The 20,509-nt window shown below is 41.7% G+C and carries 18 protein-coding genes and 1 tRNA gene; 6 read left to right on the top strand and 13 right to left on the bottom strand.

Annotation, left to right across the window (positions count from 1 at the left end):
• Positions 1–114 precede the first annotated feature (114 nt).
• The 7 genes from G563_RS0120710 to G563_RS0120680 all read right to left on the bottom strand — a co-directional run bounded on the left by G563_RS0120710 (position 115) and on the right by G563_RS0120680 (position 8,117).
• Positions 115–1,560 (bottom strand): arginine deiminase family protein, encoded by a 1,446-nt coding sequence (locus tag G563_RS0120710; protein WP_028666988.1) that lies wholly within the window; start codon positions 1,558–1,560, stop codon positions 115–117.
• A 202-nt stretch (positions 1,561–1,762) separates the two neighbouring features.
• Positions 1,763–2,683 (bottom strand): bifunctional metallophosphatase/5'-nucleotidase, encoded by a 921-nt coding sequence (locus G563_RS0120705; protein ID WP_028666987.1) that lies wholly within the window; start codon positions 2,681–2,683, stop codon positions 1,763–1,765.
• Between the two features lie 22 nt (positions 2,684–2,705).
• The gene (locus G563_RS0120700; RefSeq protein WP_028666986.1) at positions 2,706–3,464 is read right to left on the bottom strand and encodes a 5'-nucleotidase C-terminal domain-containing protein; all 759 of its coding nucleotides are present in this window, start codon (positions 3,462–3,464) and stop codon (positions 2,706–2,708) included.
• A 144-nt stretch (positions 3,465–3,608) separates the two neighbouring features.
• Entirely contained in the window at positions 3,609–4,769 is a 1,161-nt protein-coding gene (gene bshA, locus G563_RS0120695; protein ID WP_028666985.1) for an N-acetyl-alpha-D-glucosaminyl L-malate synthase BshA, read from the bottom strand.
• A gap of 95 nt (positions 4,770–4,864) precedes the next feature.
• Positions 4,865–5,983 carry a lipid-A-disaccharide synthase gene (gene lpxB / locus G563_RS0120690; protein WP_028666984.1) on the bottom strand — a complete coding sequence of 373 codons (1,119 nt, stop codon included), beginning with the start codon at positions 5,981–5,983 and terminating at the stop codon, positions 4,865–4,867.
• A gap of 3 nt (positions 5,984–5,986) precedes the next feature.
• Positions 5,987–7,708 carry a hypothetical protein gene (locus G563_RS0120685; RefSeq protein ID WP_028666983.1) on the bottom strand — a complete coding sequence of 574 codons (1,722 nt, stop codon included), beginning with the start codon at positions 7,706–7,708 and terminating at the stop codon, positions 5,987–5,989.
• The gene (locus G563_RS0120680) at positions 7,698–8,117 is read right to left on the bottom strand and encodes a 6-pyruvoyl trahydropterin synthase family protein (RefSeq protein ID WP_028666982.1); all 420 of its coding nucleotides are present in this window, start codon (positions 8,115–8,117) and stop codon (positions 7,698–7,700) included. The genes G563_RS0120685 and G563_RS0120680 overlap by 11 nt, the downstream gene beginning before the upstream one ends.
• Positions 8,118–8,403: 286 nt before the next feature.
• Between G563_RS0120680 and rfaD the strand changes: the two genes are divergently transcribed.
• A complete protein-coding gene (rfaD, locus tag G563_RS0120675; RefSeq protein ID WP_028666981.1) occupies positions 8,404–9,369 on the top strand; it encodes an ADP-glyceromanno-heptose 6-epimerase in 966 nt (321 codons plus the stop codon).
• Positions 9,370–9,462: 93 nt separating this feature from the next.
• Here rfaD and G563_RS0120670 read toward each other — a convergent pair whose 3' ends face one another.
• The 3 genes from G563_RS0120670 to G563_RS0120660 all read right to left on the bottom strand — a co-directional run bounded on the left by G563_RS0120670 (position 9,463) and on the right by G563_RS0120660 (position 11,661).
• Entirely contained in the window at positions 9,463–10,338 is an 876-nt protein-coding gene (locus tag G563_RS0120670; RefSeq protein WP_028666980.1) for a MerR family transcriptional regulator, read from the bottom strand.
• Positions 10,339–10,748: 410 nt separating this feature from the next.
• Positions 10,749–11,441, bottom strand: a complete 693-nt coding sequence (locus G563_RS0120665; protein WP_211235297.1) for a carotenoid biosynthesis protein — start codon at positions 11,439–11,441, stop codon at positions 10,749–10,751.
• Positions 11,442–11,587: 146 nt separating this feature from the next.
• Positions 11,588–11,661 (bottom strand) — tRNA-His (locus G563_RS0120660).
• Between the two features lie 211 nt (positions 11,662–11,872).
• Between G563_RS0120660 and G563_RS0120655 the strand changes: the two genes are divergently transcribed.
• Entirely contained in the window at positions 11,873–12,322 is a 450-nt protein-coding gene (locus G563_RS0120655; protein ID WP_028666978.1) for a GatB/YqeY domain-containing protein, read from the top strand.
• Between the two features lie 72 nt (positions 12,323–12,394).
• Positions 12,395–12,919 (top strand): CvpA family protein, encoded by a 525-nt coding sequence (locus tag G563_RS0120650; protein ID WP_028666977.1) that lies wholly within the window; start codon positions 12,395–12,397, stop codon positions 12,917–12,919.
• A gap of 3 nt (positions 12,920–12,922) precedes the next feature.
• Here G563_RS0120650 and G563_RS0120645 read toward each other — a convergent pair whose 3' ends face one another.
• The 3 genes from G563_RS0120645 to G563_RS0120635 form a co-directional block, all read right to left on the bottom strand.
• Positions 12,923–13,711: a Rossmann-like and DUF2520 domain-containing protein gene (locus G563_RS0120645; protein WP_028666976.1), complete on the bottom strand. Its 789-nt coding sequence runs from the start codon at positions 13,709–13,711 to the stop codon at positions 12,923–12,925.
• A gap of 96 nt (positions 13,712–13,807) precedes the next feature.
• The gene (locus G563_RS0120640) at positions 13,808–15,340 is read right to left on the bottom strand and encodes a hypothetical protein (RefSeq protein WP_157585509.1); all 1,533 of its coding nucleotides are present in this window, start codon (positions 15,338–15,340) and stop codon (positions 13,808–13,810) included.
• Between the two features lie 82 nt (positions 15,341–15,422).
• Positions 15,423–16,019 (bottom strand): RNA polymerase sigma factor, encoded by a 597-nt coding sequence (locus tag G563_RS0120635; RefSeq protein WP_028666974.1) that lies wholly within the window; start codon positions 16,017–16,019, stop codon positions 15,423–15,425.
• A 215-nt stretch (positions 16,020–16,234) separates the two neighbouring features.
• Between G563_RS0120635 and G563_RS35445 the strand changes: the two genes are divergently transcribed.
• The 3 genes from G563_RS35445 (at position 16,235) to G563_RS0120620 (ending at position 20,504) form a co-directional block, all read left to right on the top strand.
• Positions 16,235–16,858, top strand: a complete 624-nt coding sequence (locus G563_RS35445) for a PepSY-like domain-containing protein (protein WP_051211102.1) — start codon at positions 16,235–16,237, stop codon at positions 16,856–16,858.
• Positions 16,859–17,034: 176 nt separating this feature from the next.
• The gene (locus G563_RS0120625) at positions 17,035–17,517 is read left to right on the top strand and encodes a hypothetical protein (protein WP_157585507.1); all 483 of its coding nucleotides are present in this window, start codon (positions 17,035–17,037) and stop codon (positions 17,515–17,517) included.
• A 224-nt stretch (positions 17,518–17,741) separates the two neighbouring features.
• Positions 17,742–20,504: a carboxypeptidase-like regulatory domain-containing protein gene (locus G563_RS0120620; protein ID WP_028666972.1), complete on the top strand. Its 2,763-nt coding sequence runs from the start codon at positions 17,742–17,744 to the stop codon at positions 20,502–20,504.
• Positions 20,505–20,509 lie beyond the last annotated feature (5 nt).

The raw sequence follows: 20,509 nt of genomic DNA, 5'->3' as shown, positions 1-20,509 counted from the left end.
AATTATCCACTACTTACAGCCTTTTCTAATTATTTAATTAACAGGGTATCAAAATCATTGTACTAAAAATACTTATTTTCATCCTAAAGTTAATCAATAAAAACCAATTTAGCCCTAAAATCCATCTCTTAAAATGGGCAAACTCATGCAATGAGAGCCGCCACGCGCCCGCGAAAGCTCTGCCGACGGAAGCATGATGAACGTATCGGAGAGGGTATCGGGCGATGAAACGCCAGCCTCAAACTCTTCCAATAAATCCTTGGCGCGTACGGTGCGGAAGCCCGCCGCCCTAAAAGCTTCGAGGGTTTTGTCGTTGCGGTCGTAGCCAATCACCACCCCGTCTTTGAGAGCCAATAAGTTGCAAGAGTCTGTCCACTGTTCGCGGGCACCAAAAGGAAATTCATTGTTGCCCGAATAGATAAACTTCACGGGGTCTTTGCAACCTAGGTCGTTTTTGCTAATATCTGCTAACAAATCCTCTAGGTTTTCAATCTCAGTAGGTTTGTTTTCCCAACCTTTATTAAACTGCATGATTTGGAGTCGGTCGGGGTTTTCTTTGGGGGCAAAAAAGTGCAATACATCCTTTTGCTTGGCTTCATCGCCTTGGCGGGCTATCGACCCGAGCAGCACCCATACGTTGCGTTTTACTTGGGTAAATACCGTGTCGATATGCATATAATCCCGTTTTTTGGGGATTTTTACAACCGTAATGGTATCTATTACGTTTTTTTCAAACAGCACTTTCATCACTTGTTGAGCCGCGTAAATAGTAGTACGCTCACTACATCCAATCAGCAAATGTCGCGGTGCTACCATCATCACATCTCCACCTTCGAGCGTGGAGCGGTGATAGTCGCTTTTGAGCTCGTCGTCGGTCAATAGAAAATGATGCTCATTATCAGGGATTTCGATGATATGGTCGCGATAAGTTTCGAATTGGGGATGATAAAAGAAAATATACTGTGTTAGGAGAGATTCGCGGGTACGGGCCGTTTTGGCAGGCTTGTTGAGCAAAATATAGTTGTTGATGACAATGCCGATGTCGCGCGTGAAAATAAAATTGGGGAGAGGGGCAAAAATCATCGACTTGTCGGGAAGAGAGCCGGAGATGAGAATTTTGGCCAATTCCACTGTCGAATATTCTTTTAATTTTTGTTGAATCCGAAAAGAACATCGCTCAACGGCGCAAATGGAGGCGATAAGTTTGGTGCGAACTGTGTCATCTTCCAGAATTTCGGCCAACAATTTTTGAATATCAATCACTTTGTCGGAATTGAAATAAGCGGGGTTGTCAGGAATAAAAAAAGACCGCGAAGCATCGGCATCTATTTCTTTGATTTTTCCTTTAATCTTTTCAGGGTCAAGAAAATAGAGTAAAATTTTTACGTAGTAATCATACTCTTCACGCCGCATGGTATCAAGATGTACAATATCTTCAAAAAGCCAATCTTGGGCTTTTGAAGGTACTACCTTGCCGAGACCGCGGTCTGGGCTATGAATGAGAAGCCGACGCAAAGTACCCACTTCCGACGCAACGTTTAGCTGATGATTGGAATCCATAAAAAAGTAAAGAAGGTTTAGTTTTTGCTCTATTTCCGACGCCCCCTTTGGATAGTGAGGATAAGAATTAAAACTTGTTTTTTGCAAAATAAAATTTTGACTTAATTCAAACTCATATTAAGTCAAAATGTCTTATAATAATCAATAAAAAACAAATACATCTCATTAAAGAGATAATGAGTAAGTGTTTTGACTTTTAGGTTTACTGCACACTAATCGCTTGACTGCTATAAAATACTTGCTTTGAAACACGGTCGAAAGTAAAATCTAGACGCCCCAAACTTGCCCCACCCCAGCCAGCTTGATTGACCAATATAGGTTTTCCAGCGAGGTTGGTGAGGGAGGTAGGCTCGTTCAAGAAAGTATGCGTATGCCCGCCGATAATCAAGTCAATATTTTTGGTTTGGGGAGCCATTACTAAGTCGGAGACTTCGCCACCGCTCATTTTGTACCCTAAATGCGAAAGACACACCACCAAACTGCATTTCTTGTCATTTTTTAGAAATGCCGCCGTTTCGTTGGCCGTTTTGATAGGGTCCAGGTATTTGGTACCTCCAAAGAGTTTTTCAGGAATAAGTCCATCGGGGTTGATACCTAGTCCAAACACCCCAATTTTCACCCCTTTTACCGTAAAGATTTTATAAGGCTTTGCGAGTCCTTGCATCGCTGTGCCGCTAAAATCGTAGTTGGCCACCAAAACAGGAAACGTAGCATATTCTTTGATTTGTTTGACATACAAATCGAGCCCTCCGTCAAAATCGTGGTTGCCCATCGTCACGGCATCGTAGCCCATTTGGCTCATCAATTCGATTTCGGGGCGACCTTTGTAGAAATTGAAGTAAGGCGTACCTTGAAAAATATCCCCCGCATCAAAAAGAAGTACATTGGCTTCTTCCGAACGGATTTTGCTCAGCAATCGAGCCCGATTCACTACTCCGCCACGGCCTGCGAGGCGGTCGGTTTTAGGGAAAGGTTCTAGGCGGCTATGTTGGTCGTTGGTATGTAAAATGGTGATTTTGACGTTGGAGGCGGCGGTTTCGGCCCAAGTTTCAAAGGGCCATTGACCCAGCGCTACTACTCCACTTGCCGAAAGTATATTTTTGAGGAATAATCTTCTTTCCATTTGATTGAATGTTTGATGAAGTCTAACGCACTACAGTACGACCGTCTTTTTGGGGATTAAGCTCTTGGTTTTGTTGGCCTTTACGTCTCAGATAATCTGCGATTGCATCACGCATGAGATAATTCAAAACTACGAATCCTTTATTGGTTTTGACCACAGAAGCCATGTCGCTGCTTAGTGCCATATAATCGCTCGTGACGATGGTATAAGTGCCTTGTAAATCAAGAGGCTTTCCGCCAATGAGTACTTCAAGAGGTTTGTTGGTAGCTTTATCAACCAAGAGTTTAAGCCCAGATTGAGGTTCTTTGCGTTGGGCTACATATTCAATCACTTTTTGCATAACTTCGCCCGATACCGTGATAGCGACGAGTTCATTGTCAAAAGGCATTACTTCATATACATTGCCCAAAGTGACATTCCCAGCCGGAAAATCGGTACGAATGCCTCCTGAATTGGTGATAGCTACATCGACGGCTTTGCCATATTTTTCTTGTCCCATTTCGCGGAGGATGTCTGCCATCAGATTGCCCAATTCGGATTCGGGAAGCCCCTTGCTCAATCGGCGAGGAGATTTGACCAATACGGTATTCATGCGGGCATCTAGGCTATCATGAAAAGGCCTTAGATAAGAGGACACTTTCTCTGAAAGGGGGCTTGTGGGCGCGGAGATAGTATCACTGATGGCGATAGGGGTAAGTTGGACAGGTTTTCCTACAAAATAGCGTGTACAAGACGTAAACGCTACTGCTATTACCGCTAGTGCTAAAGCACTGTTTTTCATTGTTGATGAGAGGATTTAAGGTAAGACAACTATTCTAAAAATCAGCGAGAAATTTAGCGAATATAAAACTTACTAAGGAGGTACCTAAGCTTTTTGGGAAAAACCTCCTTTCGCTGTTGTAAAATTAGGCTACTGACTTTAAAGTCAACTTACTTCTTTTAACTCTTTTTCTAAAGAAGCGCGGTTTTCAGCCAAAATACGCTCATAGTAAGCTTCATATTTTGGTAAAATATTGGCAAGGTCAAATTCTTGGGCGCGAGCCAACGCATTTTCTTTGAATCGTGGAAGATTTTCTTCTTGCAAAATATAAGCAGCATTTTTGACCATATCATTGATGTCGCCTACATTGCTCATGAAGCCTGTCACTCCTTGCACGTTGAGTTCGGGTAGTCCGCCGGCATTGGAAGTAATAAGCGGTACTTCGCAGGCCATTGCTTCCAAAGCAGCCAAACCGAAGCTTTCGGTTTCGGAAGGCATCACAAACAAATCTGCCACCGATAATACCTCTTCGATAGCATCCAAATTTCCCAAAAAGCGCACGTCGTGCATGAGTTTTAGTTCTCTACACATATACTCAATGCGGCTGCGCTCAGGGCCGTCTCCTACCAAGAGAAGCTTAGAGGGAACAATGTGGCGTAGTTGGTCAAACATCATCACGATATCTTCGATGCGTTTGACTTTTCTAAAATTGGAAGTGTGTACCAAAAGCTTTTCGTTGTTGGGACAAATCGCCAATTTAAAGTGGTCTTTCTTTTGTTTTTTGAACCGATTCAAATCAATGAAATTCGGAATAACTTCGATTTCTCTCGTGATAGGAAATGACTCGTTGGTGGCATTTTTCAAGAAATCCGACACGGCGGTGACTCCATCCGACTCATTGATGCTAAAAGCAATCACGGGTCCAAAAGCAGCATCGCGACCTACAAGCGTAATATCGGTACCATGTAAGGTCGTAATCACTGGAATATGAATGCCTTGCGAACGCAAGATTTGTTTGGCCAAGTAAGCCGATGAAGCGTGCGGAATGGCATAGTGTACGTGCAAGAGGTCGAGCTTTTCATCATTCACTACGTTGACCATGGTACTCGAAAGCGCCGATTCGTAGGGTGCGTACTGAAAAAGGGGGTAATTGGGAATATGAACCTCGTGATAAAAAATATTCTCGCTAAAATAATCTAGTCGAGTGGGTTGGGAGTAAGTGATGAAGTGTACTTGGTGGCCTACTGCCGCAAGTGCCTTGCCCAATTCGGTGGCTACTACGCCGCTTCCGCCAAATGTAGGATAGCATACAATTCCGATTTTCATTCGCACACAAAAAGTTAGATGAATAGATTTATAGCTACAACAAAAAAAATCCTACTTTTTCTCCGTAGGGTGTGTAAAGATTTTGTGAAGCCCGATTATTTCTTGTGTGCTAATAAGTCATCTACCATCAATTTTCCAGCTCGTTCGGAAGCACCTTGTTCTCCTAAAATCGTTTTGATATTTTGATAATCTTTCTGTATTTCTTTGTTTTTGAGTCCATTAGGTAAAACAGCGCGAAGCTCCTCTGTCAATCTTTCGGTATTCAAATCCGATTGAATGAGTTCTTTTACTACTTCCTTTTGGGCAATTAAATTTACTAAAGATATATAGGGTACTCGGATTAATCGCTTGGCGATATGGTAGCTTAGGGCGGCGGTTTTGTAGCATACCACCTGAGGAACTCCCAAAAGAGCCGTTTCGAGCGTAGCTGTTCCCGAAGTCACAAGCGCCCCCTGAGCCACCGATAATAAGTCGTAAGCGGCATCGGTCACTAAGTGTACATCATTTTTGAGAAAGGGCTTATAAAGTTCCGAGGGTAAATTGCTCACTCCTGCTATGACGTATTGATAATCAGGAAAATGTGGCTTAGTAGAAGTCATGATTTGGAGCATTTGCTCTACTTCTTGCCGGCGACTTCCGGGCAATAGCGCCACGATGGGGCGAGTGACAGAGAGAGTGTGGTCGCTCAAAAATCGGGGATTGGGGCTGAAATCGGCAATGGCGTCGAAGAGAGGATTGCCTACATAATCGGTTTCGTAGTCAAATTTTCTAAAAAAATCTTTTTCAAAAGGAAAAATCACAAAAAGTCTATCGACATATTGTTTGAGTTTCAGCGCACGTTTCTGATTCCAAGCCCAGACTTTGGGAGAGATATAATAAAAAGTACGAATGCTATTTTCTTTAGCAAACTGAGCAATACGCATATTGAAACCAGCATAATCAATCAAAATGACTACATCGGGCTGATAAGTCAGGATATCTGCTTTACATTTTTTAAGGAACCCTGAAATGGTACGAAGGTTTTTGGCCACTTCCCAAAAGCCCATAAAAGCCATTTCGGAATAATGAGTCACGAGCTGAGCCCCTGCCTCTTGCATCATATCGCCTCCCCAAGCTCTGATTTGAGCGTTTTGGTCGTGGCGTTTGATAGCCTTGATAAGGTTGCTACCGTGCAAATCTCCTGAGCGTTCGCCCGCAATGATGTAGTATTTCATAGCTCAATCAATCAGTTTAGCATGAAGAGAATCAATGCGAATGATTTGGTTAGAAAACTTTAAATCAAAACCTTGAGGTGACGCCGATAAAATGCCAATACGATAATCTGCCGGTACAAAGTTTTCGTTATAAAAGGTAGATTTAAAACCCGATTTATATATTTTCCCTTGCCTTACAAATAGTTTTCGGCCACCCGATTGAGGAATCGCCGGCAACACATAGGTGGTATTGTTGGAAGATTTTAGTACAATAAATGCTCCTTTACCCGTATTAGGTTGGGGAATACTTTCATTTTCTAACGTAAACTGAGCGACCGTTTGAGGATGGCCAAAATAATCAATCGGCTTTGAGTGAGTACTGAGTGTTAATTGTAAAGGGGCTAGTTTAGTAGTATCTGCGGGGGCATCTAGGGCCGCTTCGGCCGTAGCCAAGGGCGAATTGTTGAAGCGATATAGCCCTTTATCGTAAGCAGGTTGGGTGTAAAAGTCGGCTAGTTCGCTCCTAAAATGGGTAAGCAACTTGCGATGATGTCGCCAATTATAATGGTCTGCTACCAGACTTCTACGGCGCGTTTCTACGTCGACTTGGTATTGATAGTAGCTTCCTATCATAAACAAAACCCCAAGGCCAGATGCAATACTGATGAGCCATTTATTAGGGATAGGTCTAGTTAGCAACAAAGCTCCATACGCAATGGTCAGAATATGAAGAGGATACAAACTGTAGCGACTTGTAAAAACCGAATAGACGTCTCGTCCTCCTCGTGAAATAGCAATGATGCCGATGGTCATGACGCTGAAAAGGAAGACACCTATCCAGAAATAAGGTTTAGAAGAGGTAGGTTTGAGAGGTGCGAGTAGAGTACGCTTTAAAAACCAAGTCAAAAGCCCTATCAAAGTGATGATGCCTATGATAAACGAACTTACCAAAAGCCATGAAGGATTTTGGCCTCGGAATGCGGCCGCCCAGCCTCCCACAAGGGCTCCAAAACTAAGAAGGAGGTTTTGGAAGAAATCACCCGATACCTTGACTTGCGTGGCTTGGCCGAAACTATAATTGAGAAAATAGGCCAATAAAGATAGCACCATGCCACTTCCCCAAACGATGCTTTTTTTCCAGTTTTGGGACAAGAGTAAAATCACAAGCCCAGCTGGAAAAATTAAAAAGCCATTGCCATTGGTGAAAGTAGCTGCAAACGCCAATAAAATAGCGATGGCAGTACCTATTGTACTAGGATAATATACCAATAAATATAAAGATGCGAATACGAGCAGATTGAGCGTGGTGTGTTGCATGCCATTGATGCCCCACATCGTAACATCAAAAACAAAGGGAGTACAATACCAAAGTAATACCGGCAAAATCGCCCATTTGCTGAGATGATTGCGCCGAAAACTTAAAAACCAAAACACTAAAATTCCTAACAGGCTTGCATTCACAAACCAAATCAGGCTGCGGTAGTTGATAAAGCCTTCTAAAGCATAGTCGAGCAGCGCTACCGACCTAGGCAATAAAATGCGGTGGTCGTTTTCGGGTTCGAGCAAAATCTGTATGGTTTCCCACCACGAATAGTTGCCTGTCATCAGGCGATATTTGACCCTTACCAAGTCATAGTCGTCCGAAATGGGGATATTGACAGCAGAGGCATCAATATAAAAAAGATAACCAACGACAATACCGACGATAATACTTCCCCAAATGAGAGATTTGGTGCTATTCCCCATAATATTCGACGTAATTCTTGGGGGTTTCGATGAGTTTTAGATAGTGAAGCTTGGCATGAGGGGCGGTTTCGGCAAGGCCTTTTGCCAGAATTTTCCAAATTTCAATTACAAAGTTTTCACAACTAGGAATCACGCCTTGCATAAAATCCACATCAAGGTTTAGATTGCGGTGATCTACTTTGTCAATCACCGCGCTTTTCATCAAATTACCTAATTTCTTCATATCTATCACAAAGCCCGTGTCGGGGTCGATGGGGCCTTTGACCGTTACCAATAGTTCAAAATTATGCCCATGATAGTTGGGATTGGCACAAATCCCAAATACCTCAAGGTTTTTTTCATCCGACCACTGGGGGTTATATACACGGTGAGCCGCGTTAAAATGTTCTTTTCTAGTTACGTAAATCATTTTTTATTCCTCTATCAATAGTCCACCTATGGCCCAATCCAGTATTGTTATTACTTGTTTTACGAGATAGGCGCTTAAATTTTTTGCAAAATTACGACCAAAAATGGTAGTAAAAAAACACTTTCATCGAAGGTGTCTTTTCTTTGAAAAATTAAATTTTTTCTCAAAATTTTATATGGTTTTGTATATATTTAATTACCTACCTTTGTAAATCTTTTTTTGAGTATTTTTACCTGACCAACCAGTTGAAAACCCACTATTTGAACGCCTATCATACACTATTTATATGATCATTGTAACGGGGGCCGCAGGCTTTATAGGAAGCTGCCTTATCAGCAAGCTAAACGAGGAAAACTTCAATTTTATCATTGCAGTTGATGATTTTTCAAAAATTGAAAAAGCTCACAATTTAGAAGGAAAAAAAATTCAGGAGCGCGTTGAAAGAAGCGAGTTTTTTGAATGGCTCGCCCAAAACTACTACGAAGTAGAGTTTATCTTCCATATTGGTGCCCGTACGGATACTACGGAATTTGACCACACGATTTTTGATGAATTAAACGTACGTTATTCTCAACAAATCTGGCAAAAATGTATCGATTATCAGATACCCCTTGTTTATGCTTCTTCGGCGGCTACCTATGGTTTAGGAGAGCTGGGCTATGACGACAATGAGTCGTTGATTCCGCAATTGAAGCCTTTGAATCCTTACGGAGAGTCCAAAAACGACTTTGATATTTGGGCCTTGCAACAAGACAAAAAACCTTTCTTCTGGGCGGGGCTCAAGTTTTTTAATGTATATGGCCCCAACGAATACCACAAAGGCCGTATGGCATCGGTGATTTTTCATGCTTATCACCAAATCAAAAAGACCAACCAAATGAGATTGTTTCGCTCTCACCATCCTGATTTTAAAGACGGTGAGCAAATGCGGGATTTTGTCTATGTCAAAGACGTAGTGGAGGTGTGTTCATTTTTGATGCATCACCGTCGCAATTCAGGTATTTATAACCTTGGAAGTGGTAAAGCCCGTACTTTTGTGGATTTGGCCACCAATACTTTCCACGCAATGGGTGTGGAGCCTGCTATTAATTTTGTAGATACGCCTGCCGATATCCGCGATAAATACCAGTACTTTACCCAAGCCAACATGAACAAGCTCCGTTCAATTGGATATACCAAGCCATTCCATACTTTGGAAGAGGGTATTACTGATTATGTACAAAACTACCTCGAAGGCGAGCGTTATTACTGAGATATTTTTGGGATAAAAATAAAAAATCCTTTTCAAGTTTGAGCGACCCGTCGAAGGTTTCAAATTTGAAAAGGATTTTTTTTATAAAAGAACTTATGCCAAAAGCTCCACTAAATCACTGGTTTTGTTGATGATAGTAGCATTGGGTTCGAGTTGAATGTCTTGACCAATAACCTGATAGCCAGTCAATAAAATTTTAGAATCGGGAAATTGCTTACAAAGTCGATCTACATAGGGCTGAACTTCGTCGTTGGAGGGGACGGAAGTGATAGTCGAAAATATAAAATCAGGTTTATGGACATCGTAAGCAAACATAAGCTCCGTAAAAGGCAAGGTTTGGCCTAGATAAACTACGCGGTGGTTGTGGGAGCGAATGATGTAGCTCGCAAACAACAGCCCGATTTCGTGTAGCTCTCCTTCGGGCAAAAACAACATGAACTTTTTGGAATCGGGGCGATATTTGATGACTTGGCTGTCGATGGCTACGATGATTTTTTGGCGAATCAGGTTGGTCATAAAATGCTCCTGAGCAGGGCCGATAGAGCCTGTCATCCAGAGGGTGCCAATACGACTCAAAAAAGGATAGATGATGTTTGTCATCGTATTTTCAAACCCAAAACGCAAAAAATTGGTACTAATGATTTTTTCGAAGCGCTCCTCATCCAAATCAATCATCGAAATCGTGAGGGCATGAATTTGGTCAGGATAGCTAAGTTTTTGGTCAGAAATTACCAATACTTCATTGCTTATCTCTTCTAAAGACAATTTTGATATTTCTGATATTTTGTAGCCGTTGTCTTTAAGAAGAGAAATATTAAGGATCAATTTTAAGTCTTGATCGTCGTAAGTTCGGATGTTAGTATCCGTCCTTTTGGGTTGAATGATATTGTAGCGTTGCTCCCAAATTCGGATAGTATGGGCCTTAATACCAGATAATTGCTCTAAATCTCGGATAGAATAGCTGCTCATCTCATTACATATTTTCCTGATTACACTTTCCTAAATTCGACCAAAAGATTCAAAGTATAAGTTGTTAAGTACTCTTTGGATTTGATATATCTTTCAAATGTAATAAATATTAAACTTAATAATTACAATTGAAATGAAAATGTTTAACCTTTTATTGGGTATGTTAAACAAAGTGCTTTGGTGAAAGATAGGTTAAAATATATTTTAGTAGTTATTAGACATACTTTGAAGGGTGTCTACAAACAATCTCTCATTTATCATTGGTCTCCATATATAGAGAACAAGACGTTTATGAAAATGTTTTAAAAATTTATTCTTCACTACTTTACAAACCCTATGATTTAATAGTGTTTTTGTCTATGTTGTTGATAAATAGCCCTTTATAGCTTGGTGTGCCACTTTGCGATTATCTATAGTAGCTGATAGATAAAATTGTGAACTGCAAAGAATAATGCCTGGCAGATAAGGAGTAGGCCTGCAATACGATTTTTTTTTGGAAAAGAAAGACTATAAAATAAGCATAACAATCCAAATGATATAATATACCAAGCGATGTAGTTTTGTAAAGGTACTGTGGGTTCTTCCCAAACCCAAAAGTCGAGTTTTATGGCCACAGGTTCAATCAACACATCAATGAAAACTATGAGAGCGGCACCTACGGCGGCTTTGAGCCATTTGTTGGGATGTAAGTGCTGAATCACCACGCCAGTAGAGAAAACAAGTATGAGCCAATTGGCTCCTATCAATACGGGGATGTCAATAATTTTCCACCCTAAGGTTTCGCCATAGTGATAGGCCCCAAAAATGAGCCCCGTATGCACGCCAAGTGCTTCGATAAAAAAGCCTACCAAATATGACGTAAGCCATAAGATAATGGTAGACGTGTTCCACTCTTCTTGAAAAAGAAATAGCAATCCAACGCAACTCAGAAGGTGAAAAGGTACCAAAGTTTTGAAGAGCGATTGAGATACTGGCAGCTGAAGTCCTACGACGCCTGCAATGTGCATGAGTGGCAAAATCACAAAAATAATACGTTCGGCTGAACTAGATAAACGGATGGGGTTGGGGAATGAATACATAATAGCTTCAACTAAGTAAACCACGAAAAGTTTGAATGATGAGTTACTTTTTGTGTCAAACAAAAAATCCCAACGAATACCGTTGGGATTTTAAATGAAAGAGAATAAAAGGGAAAAATATTGGCGAATAAAACGCAGACTTTATTTTAATTTTAGACTCTTTATGAGAGGGAGGATGATGGGGTTCGAACCCACGGCCTTCGGAACCACAATCCGACGCTCTAACCGACTGAGCTACAACCTCCGTGTTTTGGGAATGCAAAGATAATGAACTGATTTCAATTTTTCCAAGCATACAAGCGTTTTTTTGTAGATTTGCACCACAAAAATTATCATGCTTGTAGAGGGGGAGCGGCAGGCTTTGAAGTAAAGTTCAAATTATCAGTCACTTAAAAAAATAGCGTTCTTCCCTGCAAAACTCATTTTTTATTTAACCACTTTAAAAATTTACCGATATGTCGCTCAAACAAAGAATCGATGATGATATTAAGCAAGCTATGCGCGAAAAAAATCAGGATACCTTGCGGGCATTGCGTGCGATCAAGTCTTTGATTTTGTTGGAAGAAACCAAAGAAGGGGCCAATGCTACTCTTAGTGCTGATGATGAATTGAAGCTATTGACCAAGGCCGCTAAGCAGCGTCGTGATTCGGCATCAATTTATGAGCAGCAAAACCGTCCCGATTTGTTAGAAAAAGAATTGGCCGAAATCGCGGTTATCGAAAAATATCTACCTCAGCAGCTTACCGAAGAGGAGGTAAAGGCTAAACTACAAGAAATCATATCAAAAGTAGGTGCTAAAGCTCCTTCGGATATGGGAAAAGTGATGGGAGTAGCTATGAAAGAACTGGCCGGACAAGCCGATGGCAAGCTGGTACAGACTTTGGTTAAAAGCCTCTTAGTCTAAGAAATATGAATTGTTAGGATTGAATCTTAACAATTCATATCCTCTTCTTTGCCCTATCTTACCTAACAGCACATGAATACATTAGACTTATTGATTTTGATTCCAATGGCTTGGGGGGCTTTCAATGGCTACCGTAAAGGACTACTGATCGAAATAGTAGGAGTCGCTGCTTTTGTGATAGCGATGATTGTAGGCTTTAAGTTTTTACGCTTCGGAACCGACTTGCTTGCCCCTTATCTTACTGCCGAACTTACCCGACGTTTTTTGCCTTTTGTAGGGTTTTCAGTTATTTTCTTTCCTACTGTTTTCATGGTAAACCGTATTGGCTATTCTATGCGTAGGATGTTACGGTATACGTTGTTAGGAACACTTGATAATTTGGCGGGGGCTGCCGTTGGGATTTTTACGTGGGTATTTGGGATTAGCGTATTCTTTTGGCTCTTAAGTACTGTTGGTATTCAGATTCCTCCCAAATACCGCCTAGAAAGTTTTTTGTACGAATATACCGTCCCTATTGCCCCTCAAATCATCAGCGTGATTTCGGACTGGATTCCGATAGGTGGAAATCTTATTAGAGAATGGGGCAGGGGAGATTGATTTTTATCTCCGTCTGATACTCTCGGTGAGGATTTCATACAGACCTTGCCAAGCTGGATATTTTTCCAGAAAATCCAAATGCCTTTCAATGGTGTTTTCGTCGCCTCTTCGGGCAGGGCCTGTCTGTACTACCGAAGGGTCGGGGGCTTCTAGTGCTTTGCGGATGGTTTCGCGAATGAGGGGTTTGAGTAGTTCAAATTCGAGGTGCTCGGCGTCGAGTATTTTCTTAGAAATACCAAGCAAATGATTGGTAAAATTACAAGCAAAAACAGCGGCTACGTGCAAAATTCGCCTTTCTTCGGAACTCACTAAATACACAATACTACTTATATCTTGGGCAAGTTGGATGAGGATTTGTTCGGTTTTGGGTTCTACGGCCTCTACGCACATTGGTACTTGGTTCATGTTGATGGCTACCTCTCTACTAAAAGTTTGGAGAGGATAAAACACCCCTACTTGTGCCGGGACATCGCTATAGATATGAATTAGGTGCTTGAGGTCGTCGAGCGATTGCGTACCCGAAGTGTGTACCACGATGCAGTTTTCGGGCAGTAAAAGTCGCGATATTACTTCTGGCAGGGCATCATCGGCTACGGCCAAAATAAGGAGTTCGGCGGTACTTTCGGCAAAATCCAAATCAGGAGCGATGTTGGTATCATAGAGTTTATTGACCAGACGCCGAGCATTGCGTGAATCGCGACTATACACTTCCACAATATGATGGCCGGCGTGTTCGAGTGCTTGTGCCATATGCCAAGCTACATTGCCAGCCCCTACAAATGAAATACGCATAACAAAAAAAATCAATGATGACTGCCAAAGATAAAAAAATAACCCGTCGGCTTGTAAGCACGGCGGGTTATTGGTTAGGTCGGAATGGAAAGAATTTTAAATAGGCTTCTTACCAAATTGATATAATACTTTCAGGCGAACTCCCATATTACGATTGTCGGTGAGGTATTGGGGTTTCTGTAAATAAGGGGCTGTGTAAGCTTCTACTTGGAATACGAGTTTGCGCCATTGCTTTTCGATTCCTGCCGATAAAATCACATCATTTGATAGGGCCGGCTGAATCGCAAAACTTCCTTTTTCTTCTTTGTATTGCTCGTCGCGGTCTTTATAATAAAACTCATAACACTGCTTGGCATTTAAGTTGAGGTGAGTCCCGCCCGAAAACAACAGCGCAAAGTCGTCTTTGATAGGCCACCGGTAAGTCAAGCTAATAGGAAGCCGTACTAGATTGACTTCCGTTTTAATATCAAATACTTTGGGTTGCATCAAAGGAGGTTTTATGCCTGGAGACTTATGCCAAGTCTGAAAAGGTCTTCCTGTTTTGTCTTTGAAAATATCATCTGTAAAATATTGAGGTCCTTTGATTTGAGCCCATTGGATGCCCGCGTTGAGACTCCAATATTTACCCAAAAGAAGGCTAGAGCTAAAACCGTAGCCGGTATATTTATCACCAATACTCAGGCCGCCACCTAATCTCAACCGCACATCCCGCAAAGAGATAGAAGGGGGCGGAGAAGTAGTAGTTGAGGTGTTGGCAGTAGAAGATTTGCTTTGTAATGTAGCATAAGCATATCTTTTTACTTTTATTTCGGCAGGAGCCAGGCCACTCAATTCTTGGGTGTCATCAATCGACTCTAAAAGCTCGATAGCAAGTTTGTTTGAGCTGGTAGAGGTTTCGTTAGTAGTAATACCTTCGACTGGAGAAACTTGGGAGGCAATGCCATTTTCGGGATTCGATGTGTTTGCCGCCAAACTTTCCTTTCGCTGTATTTTACTTTTATTGGTTGTCGAGCTTTCTATAGTTGTATTGGGCGAAAGGCTATTGTTTTTTCGAGGAAAAGAAGCAGTGCTGCCTTTGCCTTGATTCAAATCAGCATTTTCTTTTGGCAATACATCCTCATTTTCGGTTTCATTTATTAGCTCTTCAGGGCTTTTTTGTACTATTTTTCCAATATTCTTAAAACTTTCGGCAATACGAGCCTCATTACGAGGGTGTAGGCCGTTGGTTGAAGGAGTGCCTTGATAAAGAGAAGGTACAGATGGGTCATAGGCTTTAGGTTGAGAAAAAGAAGATTGAATAGGGATGTATTTGGTGATATAAACCGTATCGACTCGGGTAGTAGTACGCAGGGGCTCTTGCTCTTTTTGGGAGAGTTGTTGTTTGAGTTGCCCTACTTGTTTATCAAGTTTTTGATTTTGTCGGTATTGATATACATTCGCAAATACCATTACAGCCGCCGCTACACTGGCGGCAGTGTAGAGCATCGACCGCCCAAATCGGTGGATAAACGATGGGGGAGCTTGGATGGTTTGGTACGCCTTAAATTTCGCCCAATCTTCGTCCTGAAAACTAGGCTGAATCCCTTCCAACTTCTGGCGTATAGCTTCGTCAAATTTATCGGGTTTCATTTTTATTTTTTGAGTGCATGTGCACTGATTTTTATCGTTAACAAGGTTGAAATCAACCTACTCTTTACAGAATGTGTGGATACTATTTGAATTTTCTATCAGCTTCCCCTGCCGAAAAAAAAGGATAAGACTGCTTGATGAGTTCTTGAAGCCTAGTGCGGGCTCTAGCAAAGTGCGAACGTACGGTGGCTTCATTAAAATTGAGGGTATCGGCAATTTCGCGTAGCTGATATCCATCGACCACATGCATCGTAAAGACAGTACGATAAATGGGCTTCAACTGTTGCACAAGTGACAAAATCTCTTCTGCGGATATTTGGTCAATGACCGATTCGTCAAAAGAAGGCTCCTGAATATTGTCGAGGCCAATCTCCCCATGAAACTTCTGGTTTTTGCGGTAATAACTAATAGCGGTATTGACTACAATGGTGCGAAGCCAGGCTTTGAAAGGCTGAGTAATATCGTAGCGGTCGAGGTGCTGAAATACTTTTAAGAAACTTTCATTTAAGATTTCTTCCGCTTCTTCCATCGACGAAGAGTATCTCAGACTAATTCCTTTCGCATACCCAAAAAACTGCTGAAAAAGTATACGCTGCGCTCGCCCGTCGTTGTTGAGGCAGGCCCGAATGACTTCTTCGAGGTCGTCTTCCGTAAAGTTAGTTTTCTTTCTAAAAAACAAAGTCGTAGAGCGGTTTAGAGGTGGTTTTAGCTACACGAAACATCATTACTATTACCCGCATGTACGCTGTATTTTGGACTAGCGTTGCAGTAATTTAGAAATATTTATGTTAAAAAAAATAAAATATTTTAATGCCACGCTCTTCAAAAAGGCCGCGTAATGCTCTCTGAAATCAATCAATTTTTTGTTCAAACCAAAATTTAAAAAACACAACCATGAAAAAATCGTTGTTTTTCGTTTTTGCTCTTGTGGGCCTTTTTTTGGCAAGTTGTAACCGTGATGAAGTAAGTGCGGTAGAAGACGATTTGACCGAGTCGCTTCAGCTGTCGGCTGCTCGTGCTGCCGCTACTTCCGACACCGTAACTAAACAAAAATGCAAAGGTAAGCTTACTGAAGTTGCCGCAGCTGACTTGCCCGCTGCTATCACCTCTTACATCTCAAGCAACTATGCCGGTGCCGAAATCCAATTTGCAGGCAAAGATTCAGCAGGACAAATCGTAGTAGGGCTAAAATTGGCTGACGGAACCCACCAAGGGTTGCTCTTCAATGCCGATGGTACTTTCAATAAAGCGTTAGAAAAATACAAAAGGGGAGCTAAGCTAACCAAAGTAGAAGTATCAGCACTGCCTGCGGCTATCACAACTTACATTGCTGAGAAATATGCGGGTTATGAAATCAAAAATGCAGGTACCAATACAGAGGGAGTGTATTTTGTAGCTATCAAAAATACAGATACTGTCAAAGTGCTTCAATTTGATGCTAAGGGCGCTTTTGTAGAAGAAAAAGCTGCTCCTACTCATCCAGAAGGCCCTAAAGGCAAACGTAAAGGAGGTAGATAAAAAAGCGAGGGAGTATTTTGAAGAAGCCTTCTGCGAGGTCAAAATACTCCCTTTTTTACCACACGTATATTTGTTAAAGTTAATGACTTAAAAAGCCAACATCCACTACTTTTTTAGTAAAATACTCTACCTGCTGGTTTTATCAGACTATTATCCACTAAACAAAACTCATTTTTATGAAATCCTTACAAAAGCTGCTGTCTATCAGTATGCTAGCGATAGCTGTGTGCGTTGCTAGCTGTTCGAAAAGTGAAGTAGAACCTGAGCCTGCCGACCAAGTCATTGGTACTTATAGCGGGACCACTTATACTCAGTCGATAAGTGGAGTGGGGCAGACACTTGATCTTACTAATTCTTTAATCAAAGACAACCTTGTGATTTCTTTTGATCTCACAAAAAAATCATCGAATGTGCTCACACTTATCCTCAATATTTCGCAAAGAGATAGCTTGGGTGTGATGCAGCCAGATAATATCACTTACGACAATGTAGAACTCAAAACCCTCAGTAGCGGAAGTTTTGAGATGTTGAATGAAGGAGTTCGTTTAGGCGAAATCAATTCAAAAACCCTCACTTTTGAAGAATCTTTTGAGGATACGGATGAAGCAGGCAATGTAGCCGAAGTGAATATCAAAATCGAAGCGACAAAAAATAATTAAATGATAGGCACATTTTGGGTAATTATCTACACTTAGATTACTAGTGCCACATTCTCAAAACAACAAACGTATGGAGAGGTACGAAAGAAAATCACCGGCTCTCTATGAAACCCACTAATGCGTCTCCTAATAGCTTCTACAGACATTATCTGTGGAAGCTATTCATGTCTGAATCTATATCAAATGTTAAAAAATAATTCACTATTGAAACACCTATACTTGTTATGCAAAAACAACTATTGCTCATTTTGTGCGTGCTTGGGCTGACGGTATCTTATGCACAAAACCCTTCTGAGTCGGCGGCTGAACTTATCATTAAAGACGAATTTTATAACAACAAACCACTCAGTGAAATCATCGCCGACTTACAAAAGAAATATAAATTTAAGATTGGGTATGATGCCGAATTGCTGAAAAAATACAAAGTTTCTTACTGGTTTGACAATACCAAACTCCTGGATGGTATCAAAGGCGCTTTGAAAGAAACCAAAGATTTGACGTTTTACATTGATGAAACCAATGTGATTCAGATTGTACCAAAAACCGCCACCGAAATCCTGAAAACGGCTAGGCGCGACTTTGATACGCGCTACCGAGGAGAACCTACCCGTACCGATTTTACGCTGATGGGAAGAGTGGTAGAGCGCAAAACTTCCGAAAATATGCCTTTTGCTACGGTGGCAGTATTGGGGAGCAAAATCGGGGTTCAGACCAATGTCGATGGGTATTTTACTTTACTCAAAGTACCTTCTGATACGGTGACGATTTTGGTAAGCTATGTAGGTTACAAAAATGCCAAAGTGCATCTTTCTCCCAAAACGCCCCTCGAAAACTTTGTGATTGAAATTGAGCCTGGCGAGCAAGTACTCGAAGAAGTGATGGTTTTGGGCGAAAAAACTGAAGTACTTAAGGCCAACGAGATTGTGGGCATGATCAAAATGACTCCCAAAAACTTGGCCAAATTACCCAATATTGGGGAGCGAGATCCTTTTAGGGCGTTTCAGTTGATGCCTGGTGTGAGTGCTTCCAATGAGTCATCTTCGGGGCTTTATGTAAGGGGTGGAACACCCGACCAAACTTTGGTGCTTTATGATGGCTTTACGGTATATCACGTCGATCACTTGTTTGGCTTCTTTTCGGCATTCAATTACAATGCCCTCAAAGATATTCAGCTGTACAAAGGCGGCTTTGATGCGAAGTTTGGGGGGCGTATTTCGGCAGTAGCTGAGATTACGGGCAAAGAAGGCAACAAAAATCAATTCAATGCCGGGGCTGACTTGAGCTTGCTCAGTATGAATGGCTACATCGAAACTCCTCTTAGCAAGAAAATGACGCTTCTTGTGGCGGGGCGACGTTCGTACAAAGGGGCATTGTACGAAAAAATATTTAGCACGTTTACTACCGAACGTCAGACCAATGTGTCGCAGCCGGGAGCGGGTGGTTTTGGGGGAAGACCCGGGGGAGGGCGTTTTGGAAATATGGCTACCCAAAACCAAACAGCCCAATCCTACTTTTATGATTTGAATGCCAAACTGACTTGGAATCTTTCCAAGAAGGATATTTTTACGTGGAGCCTTTATAACGGAACCGACAAAATGGATAACTCCTCTGCTTCCAATTTTAGTTTTGGACGACAGGCTTTGTTTGGGGCTTCTACTTCTTCTACTGATGTGTCGGCTTGGGGAAATCTCGGAAGTAGCTTTAAATGGTCGCGCCGTTGGAACGACAAGCTATACAGCAATATGCTTATCAGTTATTCCAATTTTTATAGCAATCGCGACAATAGCCGCACCGTAGTCAATACTATTCCGGCCACTGATAGCACCGTAGCTACTACTCGCAATGTTAACATTGGTCAGGTGGAATCCAATGATTTAAAGGACTTTACGGCCAAAATAGACTTTGAATACAAACTTACGCCTCACAATCAACTCCAGTTTGGGATTCACTCCACGGCCAATACGATTGTTTATAAATATACCCAAAACGATACCGTGGATGTACTCAGTAAAAACGATAGGGGAGTGATTACGTCTGTGTATGTGCAAGACCAAATCAGGTTGTTGCAGACACGACTCATGATCAAACCAGGCGTAAGGCTCAACCATTTTGATGTGACCAATAAACTCTATTTTGAGCCTCGTCTGAGTGCTACATATGCGTGGTCGGATAAAATAAAATTCAAAGCAGCAATCGGGCGATATTATCAATTTGCCAAACAAATCAACCGCGAAGACCTTACACAAGGCAATAGGAGCTATTGGTTGCTAGCCAATGGCGAGTCGCTGCCCGTCACAAAATCTGACCACTTGATTTTGGGCGGAAGTTATGAGTTTAAAGAATATTTAGTGGATGTAGAGTTTTATCAGAAAAACAATGTCGGTATTACGGAATACACCCTACGTTTTGTACCCCAAATCAGACAGGGACTCAGTGTGCAGGAAACATTTTTTAATGGTGATGAAGTAGTGCGCGGAGTAGATGTGCTGTTGCAACGTAAGTTTGGGGATTTCAATGGATGGATAGGATATACCTTGGCCGAAGCGGTAAGGGAGGTGTCGGCTTTTTCGGATCGCCCTTACCACGCCGACCAAGACGTCAGGCATCAGTTTAAGTTTATCGGAGCCTATCGCTGGAAAAACATTGATTTTGCGCTTACCCAGATTTTCTCAACTGGGCGGCCTTATACTTCTATTGCAGGGGCTTATCAAATCAAACTGCTCGACGGCTCGGTGCGCAATTTTACGATGCCTTCCGACAAAAACGCCACTCGTTTTTCGCCTTATCATCGTTTGGATGTGTCGGCTACTTACAATGCCCGTTGGGGTAGCATTGGGCTTTCTTTTTTCAATGTGTACAATCGTAAAAATGTGTGGTACAAGCGCTTTGAAATCATTACAGAAGGAGACGAAAGTGTACTACAAACCACAAATGTCAACTACTTAGGATTTACGCCAAACGTAACTATCAGCTGGAAACTACACTAAAATCG

It is taken from the genome of Runella zeae DSM 19591, assembly GCF_000423565.1.
GTDB lineage: Bacteria > Bacteroidota > Bacteroidia > Cytophagales > Spirosomataceae > Runella > Runella zeae.
The sequence above is the reverse complement of the archived record's forward strand: the minus strand, read 5'-3'. Positions and strand labels throughout refer to the sequence as shown.

Coding starts and splice junctions, on each gene's coding strand:
- G563_RS0120710 (WP_028666988.1), bottom strand. CDS start 1,560: ATGGATTCCAATCATCAGCTAAACGTTGCGTCGGAAGTGGGTACTTTG.
- G563_RS0120705 (WP_028666987.1), bottom strand. CDS start 2,683: ATGGAAAGAAGATTATTCCTCAAAAATATACTTTCGGCAAGTGGAGTA.
- G563_RS0120700 (WP_028666986.1), bottom strand. CDS start 3,464: ATGAAAAACAGTGCTTTAGCACTAGCGGTAATAGCAGTAGCGTTTACG.
- bshA (WP_028666985.1), bottom strand. CDS start 4,769: ATGAAAATCGGAATTGTATGCTATCCTACATTTGGCGGAAGCGGCGTA.
- lpxB (WP_028666984.1), bottom strand. CDS start 5,983: ATGAAATACTACATCATTGCGGGCGAACGCTCAGGAGATTTGCACGGT.
- G563_RS0120685 (WP_028666983.1), bottom strand. CDS start 7,708: ATGGGGAATAGCACCAAATCTCTCATTTGGGGAAGTATTATCGTCGGT.
- G563_RS0120680 (WP_028666982.1), bottom strand. CDS start 8,117: ATGATTTACGTAACTAGAAAAGAACATTTTAACGCGGCTCACCGTGTA.
- rfaD (WP_028666981.1), top strand. CDS start 8,404: ATGATCATTGTAACGGGGGCCGCAGGCTTTATAGGAAGCTGCCTTATC.
- G563_RS0120670 (WP_028666980.1), bottom strand. CDS start 10,338: ATGAGCAGCTATTCTATCCGAGATTTAGAGCAATTATCTGGTATTAAG.
- G563_RS0120655 (WP_028666978.1), top strand. CDS start 11,873: ATGTCGCTCAAACAAAGAATCGATGATGATATTAAGCAAGCTATGCGC.
- G563_RS0120650 (WP_028666977.1), top strand. CDS start 12,395: ATGAATACATTAGACTTATTGATTTTGATTCCAATGGCTTGGGGGGCT.
- G563_RS0120645 (WP_028666976.1), bottom strand. CDS start 13,711: ATGCGTATTTCATTTGTAGGGGCTGGCAATGTAGCTTGGCATATGGCA.
- G563_RS0120640 (WP_157585509.1), bottom strand. CDS start 15,340: ATGAAACCCGATAAATTTGACGAAGCTATACGCCAGAAGTTGGAAGGG.
- G563_RS35445 (WP_051211102.1), top strand. CDS start 16,235: ATGAAAAAATCGTTGTTTTTCGTTTTTGCTCTTGTGGGCCTTTTTTTG.
- G563_RS0120625 (WP_157585507.1), top strand. CDS start 17,035: ATGAAATCCTTACAAAAGCTGCTGTCTATCAGTATGCTAGCGATAGCT.
- G563_RS0120620 (WP_028666972.1), top strand. CDS start 17,742: ATGCAAAAACAACTATTGCTCATTTTGTGCGTGCTTGGGCTGACGGTA.